This window comes from Nocardioides sp. (assembly GCF_030149505.1).
In the GTDB taxonomy this organism is placed as follows: domain Bacteria; phylum Actinomycetota; class Actinomycetes; order Propionibacteriales; family Nocardioidaceae; genus Nocardioides.
Map to the genome: position 1 here is coordinate 1 of NZ_JASBRN010000072.1, position 18,463 is coordinate 18,463.

The 18,463-nt window shown below is 71.3% G+C and carries 16 protein-coding genes; 5 read left to right on the plus strand and 11 right to left on the minus strand.

Going from position 1 to position 18,463, the window contains the following annotated elements; translation table 11 throughout:
- The 3 genes from meaB to Q1V71_RS15745 all read right to left on the minus strand — a co-directional run.
- Positions 1–711: methylmalonyl Co-A mutase-associated GTPase MeaB (meaB, locus tag Q1V71_RS15735; protein ID WP_300644989.1), on the minus strand; the 711-nt coding region annotated here is incomplete at its 3' end.
- Positions 711–2,876, minus strand: a complete 2,166-nt coding sequence (scpA, locus tag Q1V71_RS15740) for a methylmalonyl-CoA mutase (RefSeq protein WP_300644991.1) — start codon at positions 2,874–2,876, stop codon at positions 711–713. The genes meaB and scpA, both read right to left, overlap by 1 nt.
- A complete protein-coding gene (locus Q1V71_RS15745) occupies positions 2,873–4,588 on the minus strand; it encodes a methylmalonyl-CoA mutase family protein (RefSeq protein ID WP_300644992.1) in 1,716 nt (571 codons plus the stop codon). Before Q1V71_RS15745 ends, scpA begins: the two co-directional genes overlap by 4 nt.
- Before the next feature lie 187 nt (positions 4,589–4,775).
- Here Q1V71_RS15745 and Q1V71_RS15750 point away from each other — a divergent pair, with 187 nt between their 5' ends.
- Genes Q1V71_RS15750 through Q1V71_RS15760 form a run of 3 tightly spaced genes read left to right on the plus strand, consistent with a single transcriptional unit; the run spans position 4,776 to position 8,270 of the window.
- On the plus strand, positions 4,776–5,474 hold the full coding sequence (locus tag Q1V71_RS15750) for a succinate dehydrogenase cytochrome b subunit (RefSeq protein ID WP_300644993.1): 699 nt from the start codon (positions 4,776–4,778) through the stop codon (positions 5,472–5,474).
- Between the two features lie 31 nt (positions 5,475–5,505).
- Positions 5,506–7,530, plus strand: a complete 2,025-nt coding sequence (locus Q1V71_RS15755) for a fumarate reductase/succinate dehydrogenase flavoprotein subunit (protein ID WP_300644994.1) — start codon at positions 5,506–5,508, stop codon at positions 7,528–7,530.
- On the plus strand, positions 7,527–8,270 hold the full coding sequence (locus Q1V71_RS15760; RefSeq protein ID WP_300644995.1) for a succinate dehydrogenase/fumarate reductase iron-sulfur subunit: 744 nt from the start codon (positions 7,527–7,529) through the stop codon (positions 8,268–8,270). The genes Q1V71_RS15755 and Q1V71_RS15760 overlap by 4 nt, the downstream gene beginning before the upstream one ends.
- A 91-nt stretch (positions 8,271–8,361) precedes the next feature.
- Here Q1V71_RS15760 and Q1V71_RS15765 read toward each other — a convergent pair whose 3' ends face one another.
- The 6 genes from Q1V71_RS15765 to Q1V71_RS15790 all read right to left on the minus strand — a co-directional run bounded on the left by Q1V71_RS15765 (position 8,362) and on the right by Q1V71_RS15790 (position 14,824).
- The gene (locus Q1V71_RS15765; RefSeq protein ID WP_300644996.1) at positions 8,362–8,589 is read right to left on the minus strand and encodes an SCO4848 family membrane protein; all 228 of its coding nucleotides are present in this window, start codon (positions 8,587–8,589) and stop codon (positions 8,362–8,364) included.
- A gap of 10 nt (positions 8,590–8,599) precedes the next feature.
- Entirely contained in the window at positions 8,600–9,673 is a 1,074-nt protein-coding gene (locus Q1V71_RS15770) for a YihY/virulence factor BrkB family protein (RefSeq protein WP_300644997.1), read from the minus strand.
- Position 9,674: 1 nt separating this feature from the next.
- Complete coding sequence (locus tag Q1V71_RS15775) at positions 9,675–10,193, minus strand: 2'-5' RNA ligase family protein (RefSeq protein WP_300644999.1); 519 nt, start codon at positions 10,191–10,193, stop codon at positions 9,675–9,677.
- A 9-nt stretch (positions 10,194–10,202) separates the two neighbouring features.
- Complete coding sequence (trpS, locus tag Q1V71_RS15780) at positions 10,203–11,264, minus strand: tryptophan--tRNA ligase (protein ID WP_300645000.1); 1,062 nt, start codon at positions 11,262–11,264, stop codon at positions 10,203–10,205.
- A gap of 5 nt (positions 11,265–11,269) precedes the next feature.
- Complete coding sequence (locus Q1V71_RS15785) at positions 11,270–12,496, minus strand: MFS transporter (RefSeq protein WP_300645001.1); 1,227 nt, start codon at positions 12,494–12,496, stop codon at positions 11,270–11,272.
- Positions 12,497–12,634: 138 nt separating this feature from the next.
- Positions 12,635–14,824 carry an NADP-dependent isocitrate dehydrogenase gene (locus Q1V71_RS15790; RefSeq protein WP_300645002.1) on the minus strand — a complete coding sequence of 730 codons (2,190 nt, stop codon included), beginning with the start codon at positions 14,822–14,824 and terminating at the stop codon, positions 12,635–12,637.
- 171 nt (positions 14,825–14,995) lie between these two features.
- Between Q1V71_RS15790 and Q1V71_RS15795 the strand changes: the two genes are divergently transcribed.
- Positions 14,996–15,982 carry a malate dehydrogenase gene (locus Q1V71_RS15795; RefSeq protein ID WP_300645003.1) on the plus strand — a complete coding sequence of 329 codons (987 nt, stop codon included), beginning with the start codon at positions 14,996–14,998 and terminating at the stop codon, positions 15,980–15,982.
- A 165-nt stretch (positions 15,983–16,147) separates the two neighbouring features.
- The gene (locus tag Q1V71_RS15800; RefSeq protein WP_300645004.1) at positions 16,148–17,113 is read left to right on the plus strand and encodes a hypothetical protein; all 966 of its coding nucleotides are present in this window, start codon (positions 16,148–16,150) and stop codon (positions 17,111–17,113) included.
- Between the two features lie 83 nt (positions 17,114–17,196).
- Here Q1V71_RS15800 and Q1V71_RS15805 read toward each other — a convergent pair whose 3' ends face one another.
- Together Q1V71_RS15805 and Q1V71_RS15810 are read right to left on the minus strand one after the other, a co-directional pair.
- Positions 17,197–17,574 carry a DUF3017 domain-containing protein gene (locus Q1V71_RS15805; RefSeq protein ID WP_300645005.1) on the minus strand — a complete coding sequence of 126 codons (378 nt, stop codon included), beginning with the start codon at positions 17,572–17,574 and terminating at the stop codon, positions 17,197–17,199.
- A 10-nt stretch (positions 17,575–17,584) separates the two neighbouring features.
- A complete protein-coding gene (locus Q1V71_RS15810) occupies positions 17,585–18,430 on the minus strand; it encodes a bifunctional methylenetetrahydrofolate dehydrogenase/methenyltetrahydrofolate cyclohydrolase (protein ID WP_300645006.1) in 846 nt (281 codons plus the stop codon).
- Between the last annotated feature and the right edge of the window lie 33 nt (positions 18,431–18,463).

Sequence of the window (18,463 nt, forward strand, 5' to 3'; positions counted from 1 at the left end):
GCTGGTGTGCCGGAAGAGCTGGAGCGCAGCGCGGTATTCGGCCGCCGCGCGCGTCGCGCGCCCCACGTTGTCGCCGTCGGCCTTGTTGACCGCGAGCGCGTCCGCCAGCTCGAGGATGCCCTTCTTGATGCCCTGCAGCTGGTCGCCGGTGCGGGCGAGGGTGAGGAAGAGGAAGGTGTCGACCATGCCGGCGACGGTCACCTCGGACTGACCGACTCCGACCGTCTCGACCAGGATGACGTCGTACGCCGCCGCCTCGAGCACCGCCATCGCCTGCACCGTCGCCCGGGCGACCCCGCCGAGCGTCCCGGCCGAGGGCGAGGGACGGATGAAGGCGTGCGGCTCGACCGAGAGCCGGCCCATCCGGGTCTTGTCACCCAGCACCGAGCCGCCGGTGCGCACGCTGGACGGGTCGACGGCCAGCACGCCCACCTTATGGCCCTCGGCGACCAGCCGGGTGCCGAGCGACTCGATGAAGGTCGACTTCCCGACGCCCGGCACGCCGGAGATCCCGACCCGCACGACGTCGCGGCCCGCGCGACGGTCGGGGTCCTCGGCCAGGGCAGTGAGCAGCGCCCGCGCCTGGACGCGGTGCTGCGGACGCGAGGACTCCACCAGCGTGATCGCCTGCGAGACCGCCGCGCGCCGCTGCGCGCGGACGCCCTCGACGAGGCGGACCACCTTCTCGTCAGTCCCCGAGACCTCCGGCATCAGTGGCCGAGCTGGTCGCGCAGCTTGGCCAGCAGCGACAGCGCCGACTGGGCGATGACCGTGCCGGGCAGGAACACCTCGGCAGCACCCATCTCCAGCAGCGTGGGCACGTCGTCGGGCGGGATCACGCCACCGATGACGACCATGATGTCGTCACGACCCTGCTCGGCGAGCGCCGCGCGCAGCGCGGGGAGCAGGGTGAGGTGGCCGGCCGCGAGCGAGCTGACCCCGACGATGTGCACGTCGTTGTCCACCGCCTGCTGCGCGACCTCCTCCGGCGTGGAGAACAGCGGCCCCACATCGACGTCGAAGCCCATGTCGGCGAAGGCCGAGACGATGACCTTCTGGCCGCGGTCGTGACCGTCCTGGCCCATCTTGGCGACGAGGATGCGCGGCCGGCGGCCCTCGGCCTCCTCGAACTCCGCGGTCTCGGCGAGCACCTGCTTGACGTGCTGGGCACCCTCGCCGTCGCCGGACTCGTCGCGGAACACGCCGCTGATCGTACGGATGACGGCCTGGTGGCGGCCGTAGACCTTCTCCAGCGCCTCGGAGATCTCCCCGACGGTCGCCTTGTTGCGGGCTGCGTCGACGGCCAGCGCGAGCAGGTTGCCGTCCATGCCGGAGGCACCGGACTCGGCCGAGTGGGTGAGCGCGTCCAGCGAGCGGCGTACGGCGTCGTCGTCGCGCTCCGCGCGCAGCCGCTCGAGCTTGGCGAGCTGGCGGCGGTAGACGTCGTCGTTGTCGACGCGCAGGACGTCGAGCTTGTCCTCGGCGGCGAGCCGGAAGGTGTTGACGCCGATGACCTTCTGCGCGCCGGAGTCGATGCGCGCCTGGGTGCGGGCGGCCGCCTCCTCGATGCGCATCTTGGGGATGCCCTGCTCGATCGCCTTGGCCATGCCGCCGGCGGCCTCGGCCTCCTGGATGTGCGCCCAGGCGCGCTCCGCGAGGTCGTGGGTGAGCCGCTCGACGTAGTAGGAGCCGGCCCAGGGGTCGATGGTGCCGGTGGTGCCCGACTCCTGCTGCAGCAGCAGCTGGGTGTTGCGGGCGATGCGGGCCGAGAAGTCGGTCGGCAGCGCGATCGCCTCGTCGAGGGCGTTGGTGTGCAGCGACTGGGTGTGGCCCTGGGTCGCGGCCATCGCCTCGATGCAGGTGCGGCCCACGTTGTTGAAGACGTCCTGAGCGGTGAGGCTCCAGCCGGAGGTCTGGCTGTGGGTGCGCAGCGACAGCGACTTGGGGTTCTTCGGGTCGAACTCGCGCACCAGGCGCGACCAGAGCGCGCGGGCGGCGCGCATCTTGGCGACCTCCATGAAGAAGTTCATGCCGATGGCCCAGAAGAAGCTCAGCCGCGGCGCGAACGCGTCGATGTCCAGGCCGGCCTCGAGGCCGGCGCGGATGTACTCGACGCCGTCGGCGAGGGTGTAGGCCAGCTCGAGGTCGTTCGTCGCGCCGGCCTCCTGCATGTGGTAGCCGGAGATCGAGATCGAGTTGAACCGCGGCATCCGCTCGGCGGTGAAGGCGAAGATGTCGGAGATGATCCGCATCGACGGCGCCGGCGGGTAGATGTAGGTGTTGCGGACCATGAACTCCTTGAGGATGTCGTTCTGGATGGTCCCGGCGAGCTGCTCGGGCTTGACGCCCTGCTCCTCGGCCGCGGCGATGTAGAGCGCCATGACCGGCAGCACGGCGCCGTTCATGGTCATCGACACCGACATCTGGTCCAGCGGGATGCCCTCGAAGAGGGTGCGGGCGTCGTAGATCGAGTCGATCGCCACGCCCGCCATGCCGACGTCGCCGCGCACGCGCGGGTGGTCGGAGTCGTAGCCGCGGTGGGTCGCGAGGTCGAAGGCGACCGAGAGGCCCTTCTGGCCGGCCGCGAGGTTGCGGCGGTAGAAGGCGTTGGACTCCTCGGCGGTCGAGAACCCGGCGTACTGGCGCACCGTCCACGGCTGGGTGGTGTACATCGTCGGGTAGGGGCCGCGCAGGAACGGGCTGAGGCCCGGGTAGGTGTCCAGGGCGTCGAGGCCGGTGAGGTCCTCGGGGCCGTAGGACGTCTTGATCGCGATGCCCTCCGGCGCCGTCCACAGGTCGTGGGCCGGCGTGCCGGTCGACGGGGCCGCGCCCTCACCGACCAGCGGCAGTCCGCTGAAGCTGCTGGGCACGCTCATGCCAGGGCCTCCCTCGTGCGGGTCAGGAACGCGAGGGCGTCGACACCCATCGCGCAGTCGTCGTCGGCGCTCTGCTCGTCTCCGAGGGCGGTGGGCTTGCCCGCGATGATGACCCGGGTCGCCCCGGCCTCGCGGAGGGCGGCCGCGGCGGCCGCACCCCACTCCTCGTACGTCGGGTCGGAGCCGGCCAGGCAGACCACCGACTGGCCGGAGTACGCCGCCACCAGCTCCTCGGGGCCGGCGGTCGGCCCGGCGACGTCCACGGCGATGCCGCCGGCCGCCAGCAGGTTGGAGGCGAAGGTCGCCCGGGCGGTGTGCTGGGCGACCGGCCCGAGGGTGGCCAGGAAGACCCGGGCCGCGGGCGGTGCGGAGCGCATCGCCTCGAACGCCTGCCCGTAGGCGCGCACGCCCTGCCACCCGTCGTACGGCTCGCGGACGGGGAGCTCCTCGGCGAGGTTCGGGAACTCGGTCAGCCCTGTGATCGGGCGCTTGCGGGTGGCGACCTCACGGTCGCGCTGCTCGACGGTGGCGGCGACGAGCTCGTCGAGCACCGCGGCGTCGGGCCCGTCGGGGGTGTCGAGGCGGCCGAGGACCTCCCACCCGGCGCGGGCCAGGCGGTCGGTGAGCTCCTCGACGGCGTACGCGCCACCGGCCGGGTCGGCCACGTGCGCGACGTGCGACTCGTCGATGAGCAGGTGGTGGGTGTTGCGGGCGATGCGGCGGCCGAGCGCCTCGGGGCGACCCAGCGGCGCGTCGAACGGGACCACGGTGACGCTGTCGGCGCCGCCGACGCCGGCCGCGAACGCGGCGACGGTCGTGCGGAGCATGTTGTTGTAGGGGTCGTAGGCGCTCATCATCGGGCGGCTGGTCACGGCGTGGACCCGCGCCTCGACACCTCGCACGTCCGAGAGCTCCAGCACCCGGGCCCAGAGGCGCCGCACGGCACGGAGCTTGGCGATGGAGGAGAACTGGTCGTCGGTGACCGCGAGCCGCAGCTCCACGAGGCCAGCGGCGTCGGCCGCGGGGATGCCCGCCTCCTCCAGCACCCGGAGCACCCGGACGCCGGCGGCCAGGACCCAGCCGAGCTCGGTGGCGTCGGAGGCGCCGCGGTCGTGGACCCGGGTGCCGTCGACGACGACCCCGAGGACCGAGCGCTCGCGGGCGAGGCGGGCGACGGTGGCGAGGGTCTCGGCGTCGGCCGTGGCGGGCGCACCGAGGTTGGTGCCGGCGGCGAGGTCGGTGTCGCCGGCGTGCGCCAGGAACGCCTCTGCCACCTCGCGGGCGGCGGTGCCGGCGTCGAGGACGACCGGGGCCAGGTCGAGCAGCACGCCCTCGAGCAGGACGGCGAGGTCGGTGCCACCGCCGGCCTGCACCCACAGCGAGGTGACGCCGCCCTCGAGGTCGACCAGGGCCGCCTCGTTGAGCTGCTTCTCCGGGCCGGCCTCCACCAGCGCACGCACGTCCCAGTCGCCCGCGCGCGCGGGGCGGCCAGCGGTCTCCAGGCCCTCCAGCGAGGCCGGGGTGCCGAGCGGGGTGATCTCGATGCCGTCGAGCGTGCGGCGGGTCAGCTTCTCCCACACCAGGGAGTCGGGGTCGTCCTCGCGCAGCCGGCGCGACTTGCGCAGCACGGCCGCGGTGGCCTTCTCCCAGTCGGCCCGGGTCCAGGCGTCGTCGGCGTGCGCGAGCTCCAGCGCACCCTCGGGTCCAGTCATGGTGCGAACCATAGGGACGCGCCGTGACGGCGGCTACAGAGTGTGACGTGTTCGATCCTCGACGTCCACGGACGTCGGGCCAACAGGTAAGGGTACCCTCACCTGTGCCCGCAACGGCACTCCGAGGGGGATTTGTCACACACCTGGGGATCCTGAGACTTCGCTGAGCGCGCTACCGTGACTCCTCGTGGCAACCCCGACTCTCGTCAGAGGAGCGCGCGCTTCGCGCTCGACGATCACGCTCAAGCTCGTCATGGCCGTCAGCGGCCTCGTCTTCATCGGCTTCGTGCTGTCGCACATGTACGGCAACCTCAAGGCGCTCAGCGGTGAGCTGGCGTTCAACGAGTACGCCGAGCACCTGCGCACGCTCGGCGAGCCGCTGCTGCCCTACAGCGGGCTGCTGTGGATCATCCGGGTCGGGCTGATCGTCTCGCTGGTCGTGCACGTCGGCTCCGCCGTGGTCCTGGCCCGCCGCGCGCACGCGGCCCGCCCGGTCAAGTACGCGAACCGGAAGTACAAGAACTCCTCCTTCTCCTCGCGCACCATGCGCTGGGGCGGGCTGACGATCCTCGTCTTCCTCATCTGGCACCTGCTGAACTTCACGATCGTCAAGATCAACCCGGCCGGCGGGGAGACCAACAACCCCTACCGCCTCATGGTCGACACCTTCGACCTGTGGTGGATGACGCTGATCTACCTCGCGGCCATGGCCGCGCTGGCGCTGCACCTGCACCACGGCACCTTCAGCGCTCTGCAGACCCTCGGCCTCACCAACACCGCCGCGGCCCGCTCCCGGGCCCGCGCCGCCGGTTGGGTGCTCGCCGTCGTGGTCGCCGGCGGCTTCTCGCTGGTCCCGATCTTCACCCTCCTCGGCGTCATCAGCTGACGGCCCGACCGACCCGACACCTGGAGACCACATGGCATCGAACGTCGACGTCAGCGGCAACACCGTGCTGACCTCACCCCCGGTCCAGCAGTCCGACGACGCGCACGGCTACTACACCCCCGGTGAGCCGATCCGCGACACGAAGGCGCCCTCCGGCCCGATCAAGGACCGCTGGACCACGCACAAGATGAACAACCGGCTGGTGAACCCGGCCAACCGCCGCAAGCTCGACATCATCATCGTCGGCACCGGCCTGGCCGGCGGTGCGGCCGCCGCCACGCTCGGCGAGGCCGGCTACAACGTCAAGTCCTTCTGCTACCAGGACTCCCCGCGCCGGGCGCACTCGATCGCCGCGCAGGGCGGCATCAACGCGGCCAAGAACTACAAGGAGGACGGCGACTCGGTCTACCGCCTCTTCTACGACACCGTGAAGGGCGGCGACTACCGCTCGCGCGAGTCGAACGTCTACCGCCTCGCCGAGGTCTCGACCAACATCATCGACCAGTGCGTCGCGCAGGGCGTCCCCTTCGCGCGTGAGTACGGCGGCCTGCTCGACAACCGCTCCTTCGGCGGCGTCCAGGTCTCGCGCACCTTCTACGCCCGGGGCCAGACCGGTCAGCAGCTGCTGATCGGCGCCTACCAGGCCATGGAGCGCCAGGTCGCGGCCGGCACGGTCACCCAGTACACCCGCCACGAGATGCTCGAGCTGATCGTCGCCGACGGCAAGGCCCGCGGGATCGTGGCGCGCGACCTGGTCACCGGCGAGATCGAGACCCATCTCGCGGACGTCGTCGTGCTGGCCTCCGGCGGCTACGGCAACGTCTTCTACCTCTCCACCAACGCGATGGGCTCCAACGTCACTGCCGCGTGGCGTGCGCACCGCAAGGGCGCCTACATGGCCAACCCCTGCTACACGCAGATCCACCCGACCTGCATCCCGGTCTCCGGCGACCACCAGTCGAAGCTGACCCTGATGTCGGAGTCGCTGCGCAACGACGGCCGCATCTGGGTGCCGAAGAACCGCGAGGACTGCGACAAGGACCCGCGCGACATCCCCGAGGAGGACCGCGACTACTACCTGGAGCGGATCTACCCCTCCTTCGGCAACCTGGTCCCCCGCGACATCGCCTCCCGCCAGGCCAAGAACGTCTGCGACGAGGGTCGCGGCGTGGGCCCGATGGTCGGCGACTTCCGCCGCGGCGTCTACCTCGACTTCGCCGACGCGATCAACCGCCTCGGTGAGGACGCGGTGCGCGAGAAGTACGGCAACCTCTTCGACATGTACGAGCGGATCACGGGTGAGAACCCCTACCAGGTCCCGATGCGGATCTACCCCGCCGTGCACTACGTCATGGGTGGCCTGTGGGTCGACTACGACCTGCAGTCCAACATCGAGGGTCTCTTCGTGACCGGCGAGGCCAACTTCTCCGACCACGGCGCCAACCGCCTCGGTGCCTCGGCGCTGATGCAGGGCCTGGCCGACGGCTACTTCGTGCTGCCGAACACCATCCGCGAGTACCTCGCCGACGGTCCGTTCGCCCCGATCGACGAGTCGCACCCCGACGTCGTCGCGGCCCGCACGTCCGTCGAGGACCGGATCCAGAAGTTCCTCTCCATCAACGGCAACCGCACGGTGGACAGCTACCACAAGGAGCTGGGCAACATCATGTGGGAGTACTGCGGCATGGAGCGTTCCGAGGACGGCCTGCGCAAGGCGATCGACATGATCCGTGAGCTCAAGGCCGACTTCTGGAGCAACGTCAAGGTGCTCGGCACCGCCGACTCGCTCAACCAGAGCCTGGAGAAGGCCGGCCGCGTGGCCGACTTCCTCGAGCTCGGTGAGCTCATGTGCATCGACGCCCTCAACCGCCGCGAGTCCTGCGGCGGCCACTTCCGCGCCGAGTCCCAGACCGAGGACGGCGAGGCGCTGCGACACGACGAGGAGTTCGCCTACGTCGCGGCCTGGGAGTTCGGCGGCGAGGGCGGCCAGCCCGTGCTGCACAAGGAAGACCTCGTCTACACCGCCATCGAGATGAAGCAGCGGAGCTACAAGTGAGACTGACCCTGAAGATCTGGCGCCAGCAGAACGCTTCCGCGCCGGGTGCGATGAAGACCTACGACCTCGACGGCGTCTCGACGGACATGAGCTTCCTGGAGATGCTCGACGTCCTCAACGAGCAGCTGCAGTCCCAGGGCGAGGAGCCGGTGGCCTTCGACCACGACTGCCGCGAGGGCATCTGCGGCTCGTGCTCGCTGATGATCAACGGCCAGGCGCACGGCCCCGAGGTCACCACGACCTGCCAGCTGCACATGCGCTCGTTCAAGGACGGCGACACCATCACCGTCGAGCCGTGGCGCGCCGCAGGCTTCCCGGTGGTCAAGGACCTGGTCGTGGACCGGTCGGCCTTCGACCGGATCATCCAGGCTGGTGGCTTCATCTCCGCCAACACGGGCTCGGCCCCCGAGGCGAACTCGGTGCCCGCGCCGCGTGACAAGGCCATGCGCGCCTTCGACGTCGCGACCTGCATCGGCTGCGGCGCCTGCGTGGCCTCCTGCCCCAACGGTTCGGCCTCGCTGTTCATGGGTGCCAAGATCACCCACCTCGGCGAGCTCCCCCAGGGTCAGCCCGAGCGCTACTCGCGTGTCGTCGACATGGTCGCCCAGCACGACGCCGAGGGCTTCGGTGGCTGCACGAACATCGGCGAGTGCGCCGCTGCCTGCCCGAAGGGGATTCCGCTGGACGTGATCTCCCAGCTCAACCGCGACCTCCGCGACGCCCTGCGCCAGGGGCGTTGAGCCGGGACCGCTGACGCGCACCTGATCGACCGGCCGAGCCGGGTCCGCCCTCCGGGGTGGGCCCGGCTCGCTGCGTCCGGGGGGGGTGCCCTCAGTGCTGGCGCGTGCTGCGCAGGGTCCGCCAGGCGTACCGGGCGAAGAAGGCGGTCAGCACGAGGTTGACCACGATCAGCACCGTGTGGGCGACCCAGTAGCCCGTGGGGCGGTCCTCGCCGGCGGCGTACGCCGAGCCGAGGTTGCGGGCGAACATCGTCCAGGAGAAGACACCCCACAGCGTCACGGCCGCGAAGAACCAGCCGTCGCGTCTCTCCAGCCTCATCGAGCCGTCCTCACGAGTCGTCCTTCCTGCGTCGGCTCGCTGCCACCACGCCCAGGGCAGCAGCGGCACCGGCCGCGAAGGGACCCACCTTCGAGGTCCTCGCCTCCTCACCGTCCGCGTCACCGTCGGCTGGCAGCACGCCGGCGTCCTCGCCACTGGGCAGCGCCGGGCCCTGCACGGGCGCGGCCGGCTCGAGGGCCGCCTCACGAGCACGTGCCTCCCGGGCCTCGGGCGAGGTCCACGACCAGCACGCGGCGTACAGGACGAGGCGGGAGAAGTAACTGATCCACACCAGCATGACCAGGGCGATGCCGAAGGCCTGGAAGGCGGGCTGGCCCTGTGTCTGGGCGATGATCAGGCCGGCCGCCCGCTTGAGCACCTCGAAGACCACGGCCCCGAGGACAGCGCCGGAGACCAGCGAGCCGCGCGGCACGTGCTCGCCGCCGAGCAGGCGGAACATCGTGAAGAACAGCACGGCGTTGGCGGCCAGGCCGAGCGCGACGGTGAGCAGCTGGACCAGCCACGAGAGCTCCTGGTCCAGGCCCGCCCAGCCGAGCAGGTCGGCGGAGAAGCCGGAGACCAGGCCGCTCACGCCCACGGCGACCAGCAGGGTCAGCCCGATGCTGGCGAGCGCGACGAGGTCACGGACCTTGCCCGCGACGAAGCCGAGCTGCTCGTCCTCGGGCACCTCGAACACGGTGGTGAGGGCCTGGCGCAGCGCCGAGACCCAGCCCAGGCCGGAGTAGAGCACGCCCGCGAGCCCGAGGAGCCCGGCGAGGCCGCTGAAGTCGCGGAAGTCCCGCAGCTGCAGCTGGCCCTCGTCGGGGCCGATCATGCCCGGGAACAGGGAGGTCACCGCGGAGCGCAGGGTGGCGTCGGCCCCGTCCAGCACGGTGGAGAGCAGACCCACGGTGAAGAAGGCCAGGGCGAGGACGGGGAAGAAGGAGAGGAAGGCGAAGTACGTGATCGCCCCGGCCTGCTGGCCGGCGTCGGAGGCGCCGAAGTGCTGCTGCATCCGCACCACGTGGTCGACCCAGCCGTGGCGCTGGCGCAGGGCCCCGAGCCGCTCCCCCACCGAGGCCATGTCAGCCGACTCCCTGGAGGTCGTAGTCGCGGTAGGGACGCCAGCCGGTGGCCGCGTCGTGGAGGTAGAGGTGGAACTGCTCGACCTCGAAGGTGCACTCGAAGCCCGCCAGCTCGGTGAAGGCCCGGTCCAGGCATCGGGCCTCGACGTCGTGGGCGACCGTCACGTGCGGGTGGTAGGGGTAGTCGAGCTCGACGTCGAGCGGACCCTGGCGCAGGGCGTCGGCCAGCTGCTCGCAGTCGGCGATGCCCTCGGCGAGGGAGACGAAGACGACCGGGGAGACCGGTCGGAAGGTGCCGGTGCCGCGCAGGTGGACCCGGAAGGGCAGGCGCTGGACCGCGACCCCCGCCAGGTGCTGCTCGACGACCTCGAGCTCGTCGTCGGCCAGGTCGGTGGGCGGGACGAGCGTGATGTGGGTCGGGATGAGCGAGGCCGAGGTGTCGCCGACGGACTCCCGGTAGTCCTGGAGCTGCTTGCCCCAGGGCTCCGGGATCGCGACGGCGACTCCGATCGTGGGCACCCCGCGACCCTAGCCCTCGGTGCGGGCCACGAAGCCCACCCGCTGGTAGACGTCCCTCAGGGTCCCCTCGGCGACCGAGCGCGCCTGCTCGGCGCCCTGCTTGAGCACGTCGCTGAGGTAGCGCTGGTCGTCGAGCAGCTCCAGGGTGCGCTCGCGGAAGGGCGTCACGAAGCCGACCACCACCTCGGCGAGGTCGCCCTTGAGGTCGCCGTACCCCTTGCCGGCGTACTCCTCGGCGAGGTCGCCGACCGACCGGGCAGTGAGGGCCGAGAAGATCGTCAGCAGGTTGGAGACGCCGGGCTTGGCCTCGGGGTCGAAGCGGACCTCGGAGTCGGAGTCGGTCACCGCGGAGCGGATCTTCTTGGCGCTGCGCGAGGGCTCGTCGAGCATCTCGATGATGCCGGCCGGCGAGGACGCCGACTTCGACATCTTCGAGGTCGGGTCCTGCAGGTCGCCGATCTTCGCGGTCGCCTTGAGGATGTAGGGCTCGGGCAGCCGGAAGGTCTTCTTGTAGCGGTGGTTGAACCGCTGGGCGAGGTCGCGGGTGAGCTCGAGGTGCTGGCGCTGGTCCTCGCCGACCGGCACGTAGTGCGGGCGGTAGAGCAGGATGTCGGCGGCCTGCAGGATCGGGTAGGTGAAGAGGCCGACGCTCGCGGCCCCCTCCCCCTGCTTGGCCGACTTGTCCTTGAACTGCGTCATGCGTCGTGCCTCGCCGAAGCCGGTCAGGCACTGCAGCACCCACGCCAGCTGGGCGTGCTCGGGCACCTGGGACTGGACGAAGATCGCGCTGCGCGTGGGGTCGACGCCCATCGCGAGCAGCTGCGCGGCCGCGCGCAGGGTGCGCTCGCGCAGCACCTTCGGGTCCTGCTCGACCGTGATCGCGTGCTGGTCGGCGATGAAGAAGAACGGTTGGTGGTCGCGCTGGAGGTCCACCCACTGGCGCAGGGCGCCGAGGTAGTTGCCGAAGTGGAACGAGTCGGCCGTCGGCTGGATGCCCGAGAGGACACGCGGACGGGCGCCGCCGGTGGGAGCGCTGGGCACCGCCACCTCGGGCTCGGTCGTCGCAGACATGCGCGTCATTCTCCCTGACGCGTGCTGCGGTCCGCTCGCCGGGCCAGCACCAGCACCAGCAGCCCCGCGAGGCTGAGCCCGACACCCACGACCAGCGGGGCGCGGAAGCCCCAGCCGGCGGCGATGACGGCGCCGCCGAGGAAGGCACCGAGGCTGTTGCCGATGTTGAGGCTGGCGTGGCTCAGTGCCGCGCCGAGGGTCTGGGCGTGCTCCGCGGCGTCGATCAGCCGCACCTGGAAGCCCAGGGCGAGGACGGAGCCCAAGACCGTGGTGAGGAACCCGGCCACGAGGGCTGCCCAGCCGTACGGCGCCAGCACCCAGTAGAGCGCGAGGGCCGCCGCGAGCCCGACCGAGCCGATCCGGAGGCTGCGCTCGATCGACCAATCGACCAGCCGGCCGGCCACGAGGTTGCCGACGACCATGCCCAGGCCGATGACGAGCAGGAAGACCGCGACGGCCGACTCCCCCAGCCCGCCCACCTCGGTGGTGAGCGGCGCGATGTAGGAGACGAGCGCGAAGAGGCCGCCGAAGCCGATGCCCGAGGCGCCGACGGCGTACCAGAGCTGGGGGTGGCGCAGGGCGCTGAGCTCGCGCCGGCTCGAGGCGGTGGGGTCACCGGGTGTGCTGGGGACGAAGGCCAGGATCAGCACGACGGTCAGGGCGCTGACCAGCCCGACGGCGACGAAGGCGGCGCGCCAGCCCAGCTGCTGGCCCAGGATCGTCGCGGCCGGCACGCCGAGCAGGTTGGCGACCGGGATGCCCATCATCACCAGGGCCAGAGCCCGCCCTCGGCGGTGCGCCGGGACCATGCTCGCGGCGGTGAGCGCGGCCAGGCCGAAGTAGGCGCCGTGCGGGAGGCCGTCGAGGAAGCGGACGAAGGCGAGCAGGCCGTAGTGGGAGACCGCGGCGGAGAGCAGGTTGAGCAGCCCGAAGGCGGTGATGAGGGTGACCAGCAGCGCGCGCCGCGGCAGCCGGGCACCGAGCGCGGCCAGCAGCGGGGCGCCCACCACGACCCCGAGCGCGTACGCCGAGATGAGGTGCCCGGCCTGCGGGATGCTCACGTCCACGCCGTCGGCGATCTGCGGCAGCAGCCCCATCGTCACGAACTCCGTCGTGCCGATCGCGAAGCCACCGGTCGCCAGCGCGGTCACCGCGGCGGCGAACCGCAGCCGGGACACCGGGTGCTGGGCGAGCGCGGCCGCCTCGGGGACGGGCTCGGCGAGGCTGGTCATCGGTCTCCTGGGCGCTTCTCGGGGTTTACCGGTACATCATGGGGTCCGGGGCCGGAACGACACGACCCGGGGAGATGTTCCCCGGGTCGGGTCGGTGCTGGTCCGGCCGGCGGTCCGGCCAGTCGTCCGAGCGCTGCGTCAGAAGGCGGCGAGCGCCTCGTTGAGCGTCGCCGACGGGCGCATCACGGCGTCCGCCTTCTCGTCGACCGGGCGGTAGTAGCCGCCCACGTCGGCGGGGTGGCCCTGGACGCCGTTGAGCTCGGCCACGATCGTGTCCTCGGCCGCGGCCAGCTTCTCGGCCAGCGGCGCGAAGACCTCGGCCAGCGCCGGGTCGGCGGTCTGCTTCGCCAGCTCCTGGGCCCAGTACGTCGCCAGGTAGAAGTGCGAGCCGCGGTTGTCGATGCCGCCGATCTTGCGGGTCGGCGACTTGTCCTCCTCCAGGAACGTCGCGGTCGCGGCGTCGAGGGTGTCGGCCAGCACCTGGGCGCCGCGGTTGTCGGCGTACCCCGCGAGGTGCTCGAAGGAGGCAGCCAGGGCGAAGAACTCACCCAGGGAGTCCCAGCGCAGGTAGTTCTCCTCCAGCAGCTGCTGGACGTGCTTGGGCGCCGAGCCGCCGGCGCCGGTCTCGAAGAGGCCGCCACCGTTCATGAGCGGGACGATGGAGAGCATCTTGGCCGACGTGCCGACCTCGAGGATCGGGAAGAGGTCGGTGTTGTAGTCGCGCAGCACGTTGCCGGTCACCGAGATGGTGTCCTCGCCCTTGCGGATGCGCTCCACGGAGAACGCGCACGCCTCGGCCGGCGCCATGATCTCGATGGTGAGGCCCTCGGTGTCGTGCTCCGGGAGGTAGGCCTTGACCTTCTCGATCAGGTTCGCGTCGTGGGCGCGGTTCTCGTCGAGCCAGAACACCGCCGGGGTCGAGGAGGCGCGGGCGCGGGTCACGGCCAGCTTGACCCAGTCGCGGATCGGCTCGTCCTTGGTCTGGCAGGCGCGCCAGATGTCGCCCTCGGAGACCTGGTGGGAGGTGAGCACCTCGCCCGCGGCGTTGCGGATCTCGACGGTGCCGGCGGTGGGGATCTCGAACGTCTTGTCGTGCGAGCCGTACTCCTCGGCCTTGCGGGCCATGAGGCCGACGTTGGGCACCGAGCCCATGGTCGCCGGGTCGTAGGCGCCGTTCCTCTTGCAGTCCTCGATGACCGCGGAGTAGACGCCGGCGTAGGAGGAGTCGGGGATGACGGCGAGGCAGTCGGCCTCCTCGCCGTCGGGACCCCACATGTGGCCGCCGATGCGGATCATGGCCGGCATCGAGGCGTCGATGATGACGTCGGAGGGGACGTGCAGGTTGGTGATGCCCTTGCGGTCGTCGACCATCGCCATGCGCGGACCGTCGGCCAGACCCTGCTTGACCGCGGCCTCGATGGCCTCGCCCTCGGGGAGGTCCTTGACCGCGGAGAGCAACCCGCCGAGCCCGTCGTTGGGCGAGACGCCCGCCGCGGCCAGCTGCTCGCCGTACTGCTCGAAGAGCGCGGGGAAGAACGCCTGGACGGCGTGGCCGAAGATGATCGGGTCGGAGACCTTCATCATCGTGGCCTTCATGTGCAGGGAGAACAGCACGTCGTCGGCCTTGGCGCGGGCGATCTGCTCGGTGAGGAAGCGGCGCAGCGCGGCGACGTCCATGAACGTGGCGTCCACGACCTCGCCGGCCTCGACGGCCAGGCCGTCCTTGAGGACGGTCTCGGTGCCGTCGGCGGCCTTGAGCACGATGGTGAGGGTGTCGGCCTCGGGGAGGACGACCGACTGCTCGTTGGAGAAGAAGTCGCCCTCGCCCATGGTGGCGACCGCGGTCTTGGAGTCGCTGCTCCACGCCCCCATGCGGTGGGGGTACTTCTTGGCGTAGCCCTTGACCGCGGCGGGTGCGCGGCGGTCGGAGTTGCCCTCGCGCAGGACCGGGTTGACCGCGGAGCCCTTCACCTTGTCGTAGCGGGCGCGGGCGTCGCGCTCCTCCTCGGTGGTGGGGTTCTCCGGGTAGTCCGGCAGCGCGTGGCCCTTCTCCTGCAGCTCCTTGACCGCGGCCTTGAGCTGCGGCACGGAGGCGGAGATGTTGGGCAGCTTGATGATGTTGGCCTCGGGCCGGGTGGCCAGGTCGCCGAGCTCGGCCAGCGCGTCGTCGGCGAGGTCGAAGGCGGCCAGGATGCGGCCCGACAGCGAGATGTCGCGGGTCTCGACCTCGACACCGGCCTTGGCGGCGTACGCCTGGATGATCGGCAGGAAGGAGTACGTCGCGAGCAGCGGCGCCTCGTCGGTGTGGGTGTAGATGATGGTGGCCATGGTTTCCGGCGGCTCCTGGCGATCGTCGTCTGAGTTCCTGGGTTTTCTTGACGTCAAGATACCTGACGCGGGACCGGCCCAGCCTGACAGGACCCACGCACCCGCTGCTAGCGTCGCCGGGGGTCCGCTCCTGTCCCGGGCCCGCCTCGACCCTCTCTCAAGGAGACCCGCGTGACCACCACCCCGCTGAAGGTGGCCGTGACCGGCGCCGCCGGTCAGATCGGCTACAGCCTGCTCTTCCGCCTTGCCAGCGGCGCGCTCACCGCCGACCGGCCCATCGAGCTGCGCCTGCTCGAGATCACCCCCGCGCTCAAGGCGCTCGAGGGCGTGGTCATGGAGCTCGACGACTGCGCCTTCCCCGGCCTCGCGGGCATCGAGATCGGTGACGACGCCGAGAAGATCTTCGACGGCGTCAACCTCGCCCTGCTCGTCGGCGCCCGCCCGCGCGGCCCGGGCATGGAGCGCGGCGACCTGCTCTCGGCCAACGGTGCGATCTTCACCGCCCAGGGCAAGGCCCTCAACGCGGTCGCCGCCGACGACGTGCGCATCGGTGTCACCGGCAACCCGGCCAACACCAACGCGCTCATCGCGATGAAGAACGCCCCGGACATCCCGGCCGAGCGCTTCTCCGCGCTGACCCGCCTCGACCACAACCGGGCGATCTCGCAGCTGGCCGCCAAGACCGGCGCTCCCGTCACCGACATCACCAAGATGACGATCTGGGGCAACCACTCCGCCACGCAGTACCCCGACCTGTTCCACGCCGAGGTCGGCGGCCGCAACGCCGCCGAGGTCGTGGGCGACCAGGACTGGCTGGAGAACACCTTCATCCCGACCGTCGCGAAGCGCGGCGCGGCGATCATCGACGCTCGGGGCTCCTCCTCGGCCGCCTCGGCGGCCTCGGCCACCATCGACGCTGCTCGCGACTGGCTCTACGGCTCGGCCCAGAACGACTGGGTCTCGATGGCCGTCGTCTCCCAGGGCGAGTACGGCGTGCCCGAGGGACTCATCTCCTCCTTCCCCGTCACCACGAAGGACGGCGACTGGAGCATCGTCGAGGGCCTGGAGATCGACGACTTCTCCCGCGCCAAGATCGACGCCTCGACCGCGGAGCTCGCCGACGAGCGCGCCGCGGTCACCGAGCTCGGCCTGATCTGAGGGACCGCCGAACCGTCAGTTCCGAACCCTCGAGCCGTCAGGTTCGAACCCTCGAGCGGTCGTTTCCGACCCGTTCGGCCCCCACTCCGTCGCCCCCGGCACTGTTGTCCACAGGCCGGGGGCGACGTCGTTCCAGGAGGACGTCGCAGCGAGCACCCTCGCGGCATGACGACCCCCCTCCTCACCCCGACCACGGCCGACGAGGCCGCCGCTCTCGGATGGACCAAGCGACGACTCCAGCTCGGCCTGGCGGACGGTTCGGTGCGCCGCGTGCTCCGCGGCGTGTACGTCGACAGCGCCGTGCCCGACACCATCGACCTACGCGCCACCGCCGCGGCACTGCTGCTCCCGGCGCGGATGGTCGTGGTCGATCGCAGCGCTTCGTGGCTGATGGGCGTGGACCACTGGGACCCCACCGACCTCGACGTCCCTCCTCTCCTCGACGTCACGGCCACGTCCGGCACGCGGACCAGGCTGGACGGCGTCCGCGGTGGTCAGCGTCGGCTCGAGCCGGAGGACGTGATGGTCCTCGCCAGCGGCGTACCCGTCACGACACCGCTGCGGACCGCGGCAGACCTCGCGTGCCAACGGGGTCGACTGGGGGCAGCAGCCGTCCTCGACCAGTTCGCGCGCGCGTACGGCATCACGGAGTCGGACCTGCGTCGCCTGCTGCTGCGCCTCGCCGGGCGCCGGGGGGTCACCCAACTCCGCGAGCTGGCCTCCGACCTGTGCCCGGAGGCGGAGTCGCCCGGGGAGTCGTGGGTCCGCAGGCTGGTCCTCGACCACCGCATGCCCCGGCCGATCCCCCAGTTCGTCGTGGTGCTGGACGGACAGACCTATCGGCTCGACCTCGCCTACCCGCACCTGCGCATCGCCGTGGAGTACGACGGGGAGGACTGGCACGACAGCCCCGAGCAGCGGGCCGCGGACGAGGTACGGCGCGCAGCGCTGCGGCGCGCCGGCTGGGAGGTGATCGTCGTGCGCAAGAGCGACCTCTCCGGCCCGAGCCTCGACGCGTGGGTGCGCCGGCTGCGCTGCTTCATCCAGGACCGCCGGCGCTCGCCTGCTCCGACGTACGCCCGTGGAGTGGACGCCGGCGTGCACCTGCGTCGACGCGGTGGCCGCTTGTGACGGTTCGGCGGTTCAGAAGTGACGGGTCGGCGGTTCAGAACTGACGGTTCGGCGGTTCAGAAGTGACTGCTCGGCGGTGGAGGTCAGAGGCCGGGCTGGTTGGGGATCGTGCGGGCCAGGAAGAGCAGCGTCCCGCCGAGGGTCCCGAGCAGGAGGACGTCGACGAGGCGGTGGCGCACCGCGAGCATGCCGGCGTCGCGGCGCGGCAGGACCAGGCGCAGCCCGGCAGCGGCGAGCAGTGCCCCGGAGATCCAGGTGACACCGAATCGCCAGTCGTCGCCGAGCCAGGCCCAGGCGACCCCCAGGGCGGCCGCGGCCAGCACCCAGAGGTAGAAGAAGCCCCCGATCGTGGAGGGGTAGCGACGCCCCTCCTCCTCGGCGATCTCCTCGGCGATCTCGGAGACTGTCGGGACCGGGTCCTCGAGCTCCTCGGGCGGCTGCGCCGGCTCCTCCTGGCTCACCCGGGCCACGCTACCGGGCAGCCCGCTCGGCCATGTCGACGATGTTGCTCAGCAGCATCGCGCGCGTCATCGGGCCCACGCCGCCGGGGTTGGGCGAGACCCAGCCGGCCACGTCCCACACGTCGGGGGCGACGTCACCGGCGATCTTGCCGTCGACCCGCGAGACGCCCACGTCGAGCACGGCCGCGCCGGGCTTGATCATGTCGGCGGTGATGATGCCGGGCACGCCGGCGGCCGCCACGACGACGTCGGCCTCGCGCACGTGCTTGGCCAGGTCGCGGGTGCCGGTGTGGCACAGGGTCGCGGTCGCGTTCTCGGTACGCCGGGTCAGCAGGAGCCCCATCGGGCGACCGACCGTGAGGCCGCGGCCGACCACGACCACCTCGGCCCCCGCCAGCTCGATGCCGTGACGGCGCAGCAGCTCGATGCAGCCGACGGGCGTGCACGGCAGGGACCCGGGCACCCCGAGGGCCAGCCGACCCAGGGAGACCGGGTGCAGCCCGTCGACGTCCTTGTCGGGGTCGACCCGCGACAGCAGGGCGTACTCGTCCAGGCCGGTCGGCTGCTGGATGAGGAAGCCGGTGCAGCCGGGGTCGGCGTTGAGCCGGTCGATCTCGGCCTCGACCTCGGCCTGGGTGGCGGTCGCGGGCAGGTCGACGCGGATCGACTCGATGCCGATCTCGGCACAGTCCTTGTGCTTGGCACCGACGTACCAGTGGCTGCCCGGGTCGTCACCGACCAGGACGGTGCCGAGGCCCGGGACGATGCCCTGCTCCTTGAGCGCGGCCACCCGGACCTTGAGCTCCTCCTTGATGGCCTTGAGCGTCGCGGTGCCGTCGAGCTTCTGTGCGGTCATGTCGTCCTCGTACGTCGATGCTGGTGATTGCGG

What these genes read in the sequence shown, in the direction of transcription:
- Q1V71_RS15790 (WP_300645002.1), bottom strand. Translation starts at nt 14,824, where the DNA reads ATGGCCACCATCATCTACACCCACACCGACGAGGCGCCGCTGCTCGCG.
- Q1V71_RS15770 (WP_300644997.1), bottom strand. Translation starts at nt 9,673, where the DNA reads ATGGCCTCGGTGGGGGAGCGGCTCGGGGCCCTGCGCCAGCGCCACGGC.
- Q1V71_RS15765 (WP_300644996.1), bottom strand. Translation starts at nt 8,589, where the DNA reads ATGAGGCTGGAGAGACGCGACGGCTGGTTCTTCGCGGCCGTGACGCTG.
- trpS (WP_300645000.1), bottom strand. Translation starts at nt 11,264, where the DNA reads ATGTCTGCGACGACCGAGCCCGAGGTGGCGGTGCCCAGCGCTCCCACC.
- Q1V71_RS15800 (WP_300645004.1), top strand. Translation starts at nt 16,148, where the DNA reads ATGACGACCCCCCTCCTCACCCCGACCACGGCCGACGAGGCCGCCGCT.
- Q1V71_RS15755 (WP_300644994.1), top strand. Translation starts at nt 5,506, where the DNA reads ATGGCATCGAACGTCGACGTCAGCGGCAACACCGTGCTGACCTCACCC.
- Q1V71_RS15785 (WP_300645001.1), bottom strand. Translation starts at nt 12,496, where the DNA reads ATGACCAGCCTCGCCGAGCCCGTCCCCGAGGCGGCCGCGCTCGCCCAG.
- Q1V71_RS15745 (WP_300644992.1), bottom strand. Translation starts at nt 4,588, where the DNA reads ATGACTGGACCCGAGGGTGCGCTGGAGCTCGCGCACGCCGACGACGCC.
- Q1V71_RS15810 (WP_300645006.1), bottom strand. Translation starts at nt 18,430, where the DNA reads ATGACCGCACAGAAGCTCGACGGCACCGCGACGCTCAAGGCCATCAAG.
- scpA (WP_300644991.1), bottom strand. Translation starts at nt 2,876, where the DNA reads ATGAGCGTGCCCAGCAGCTTCAGCGGACTGCCGCTGGTCGGTGAGGGC.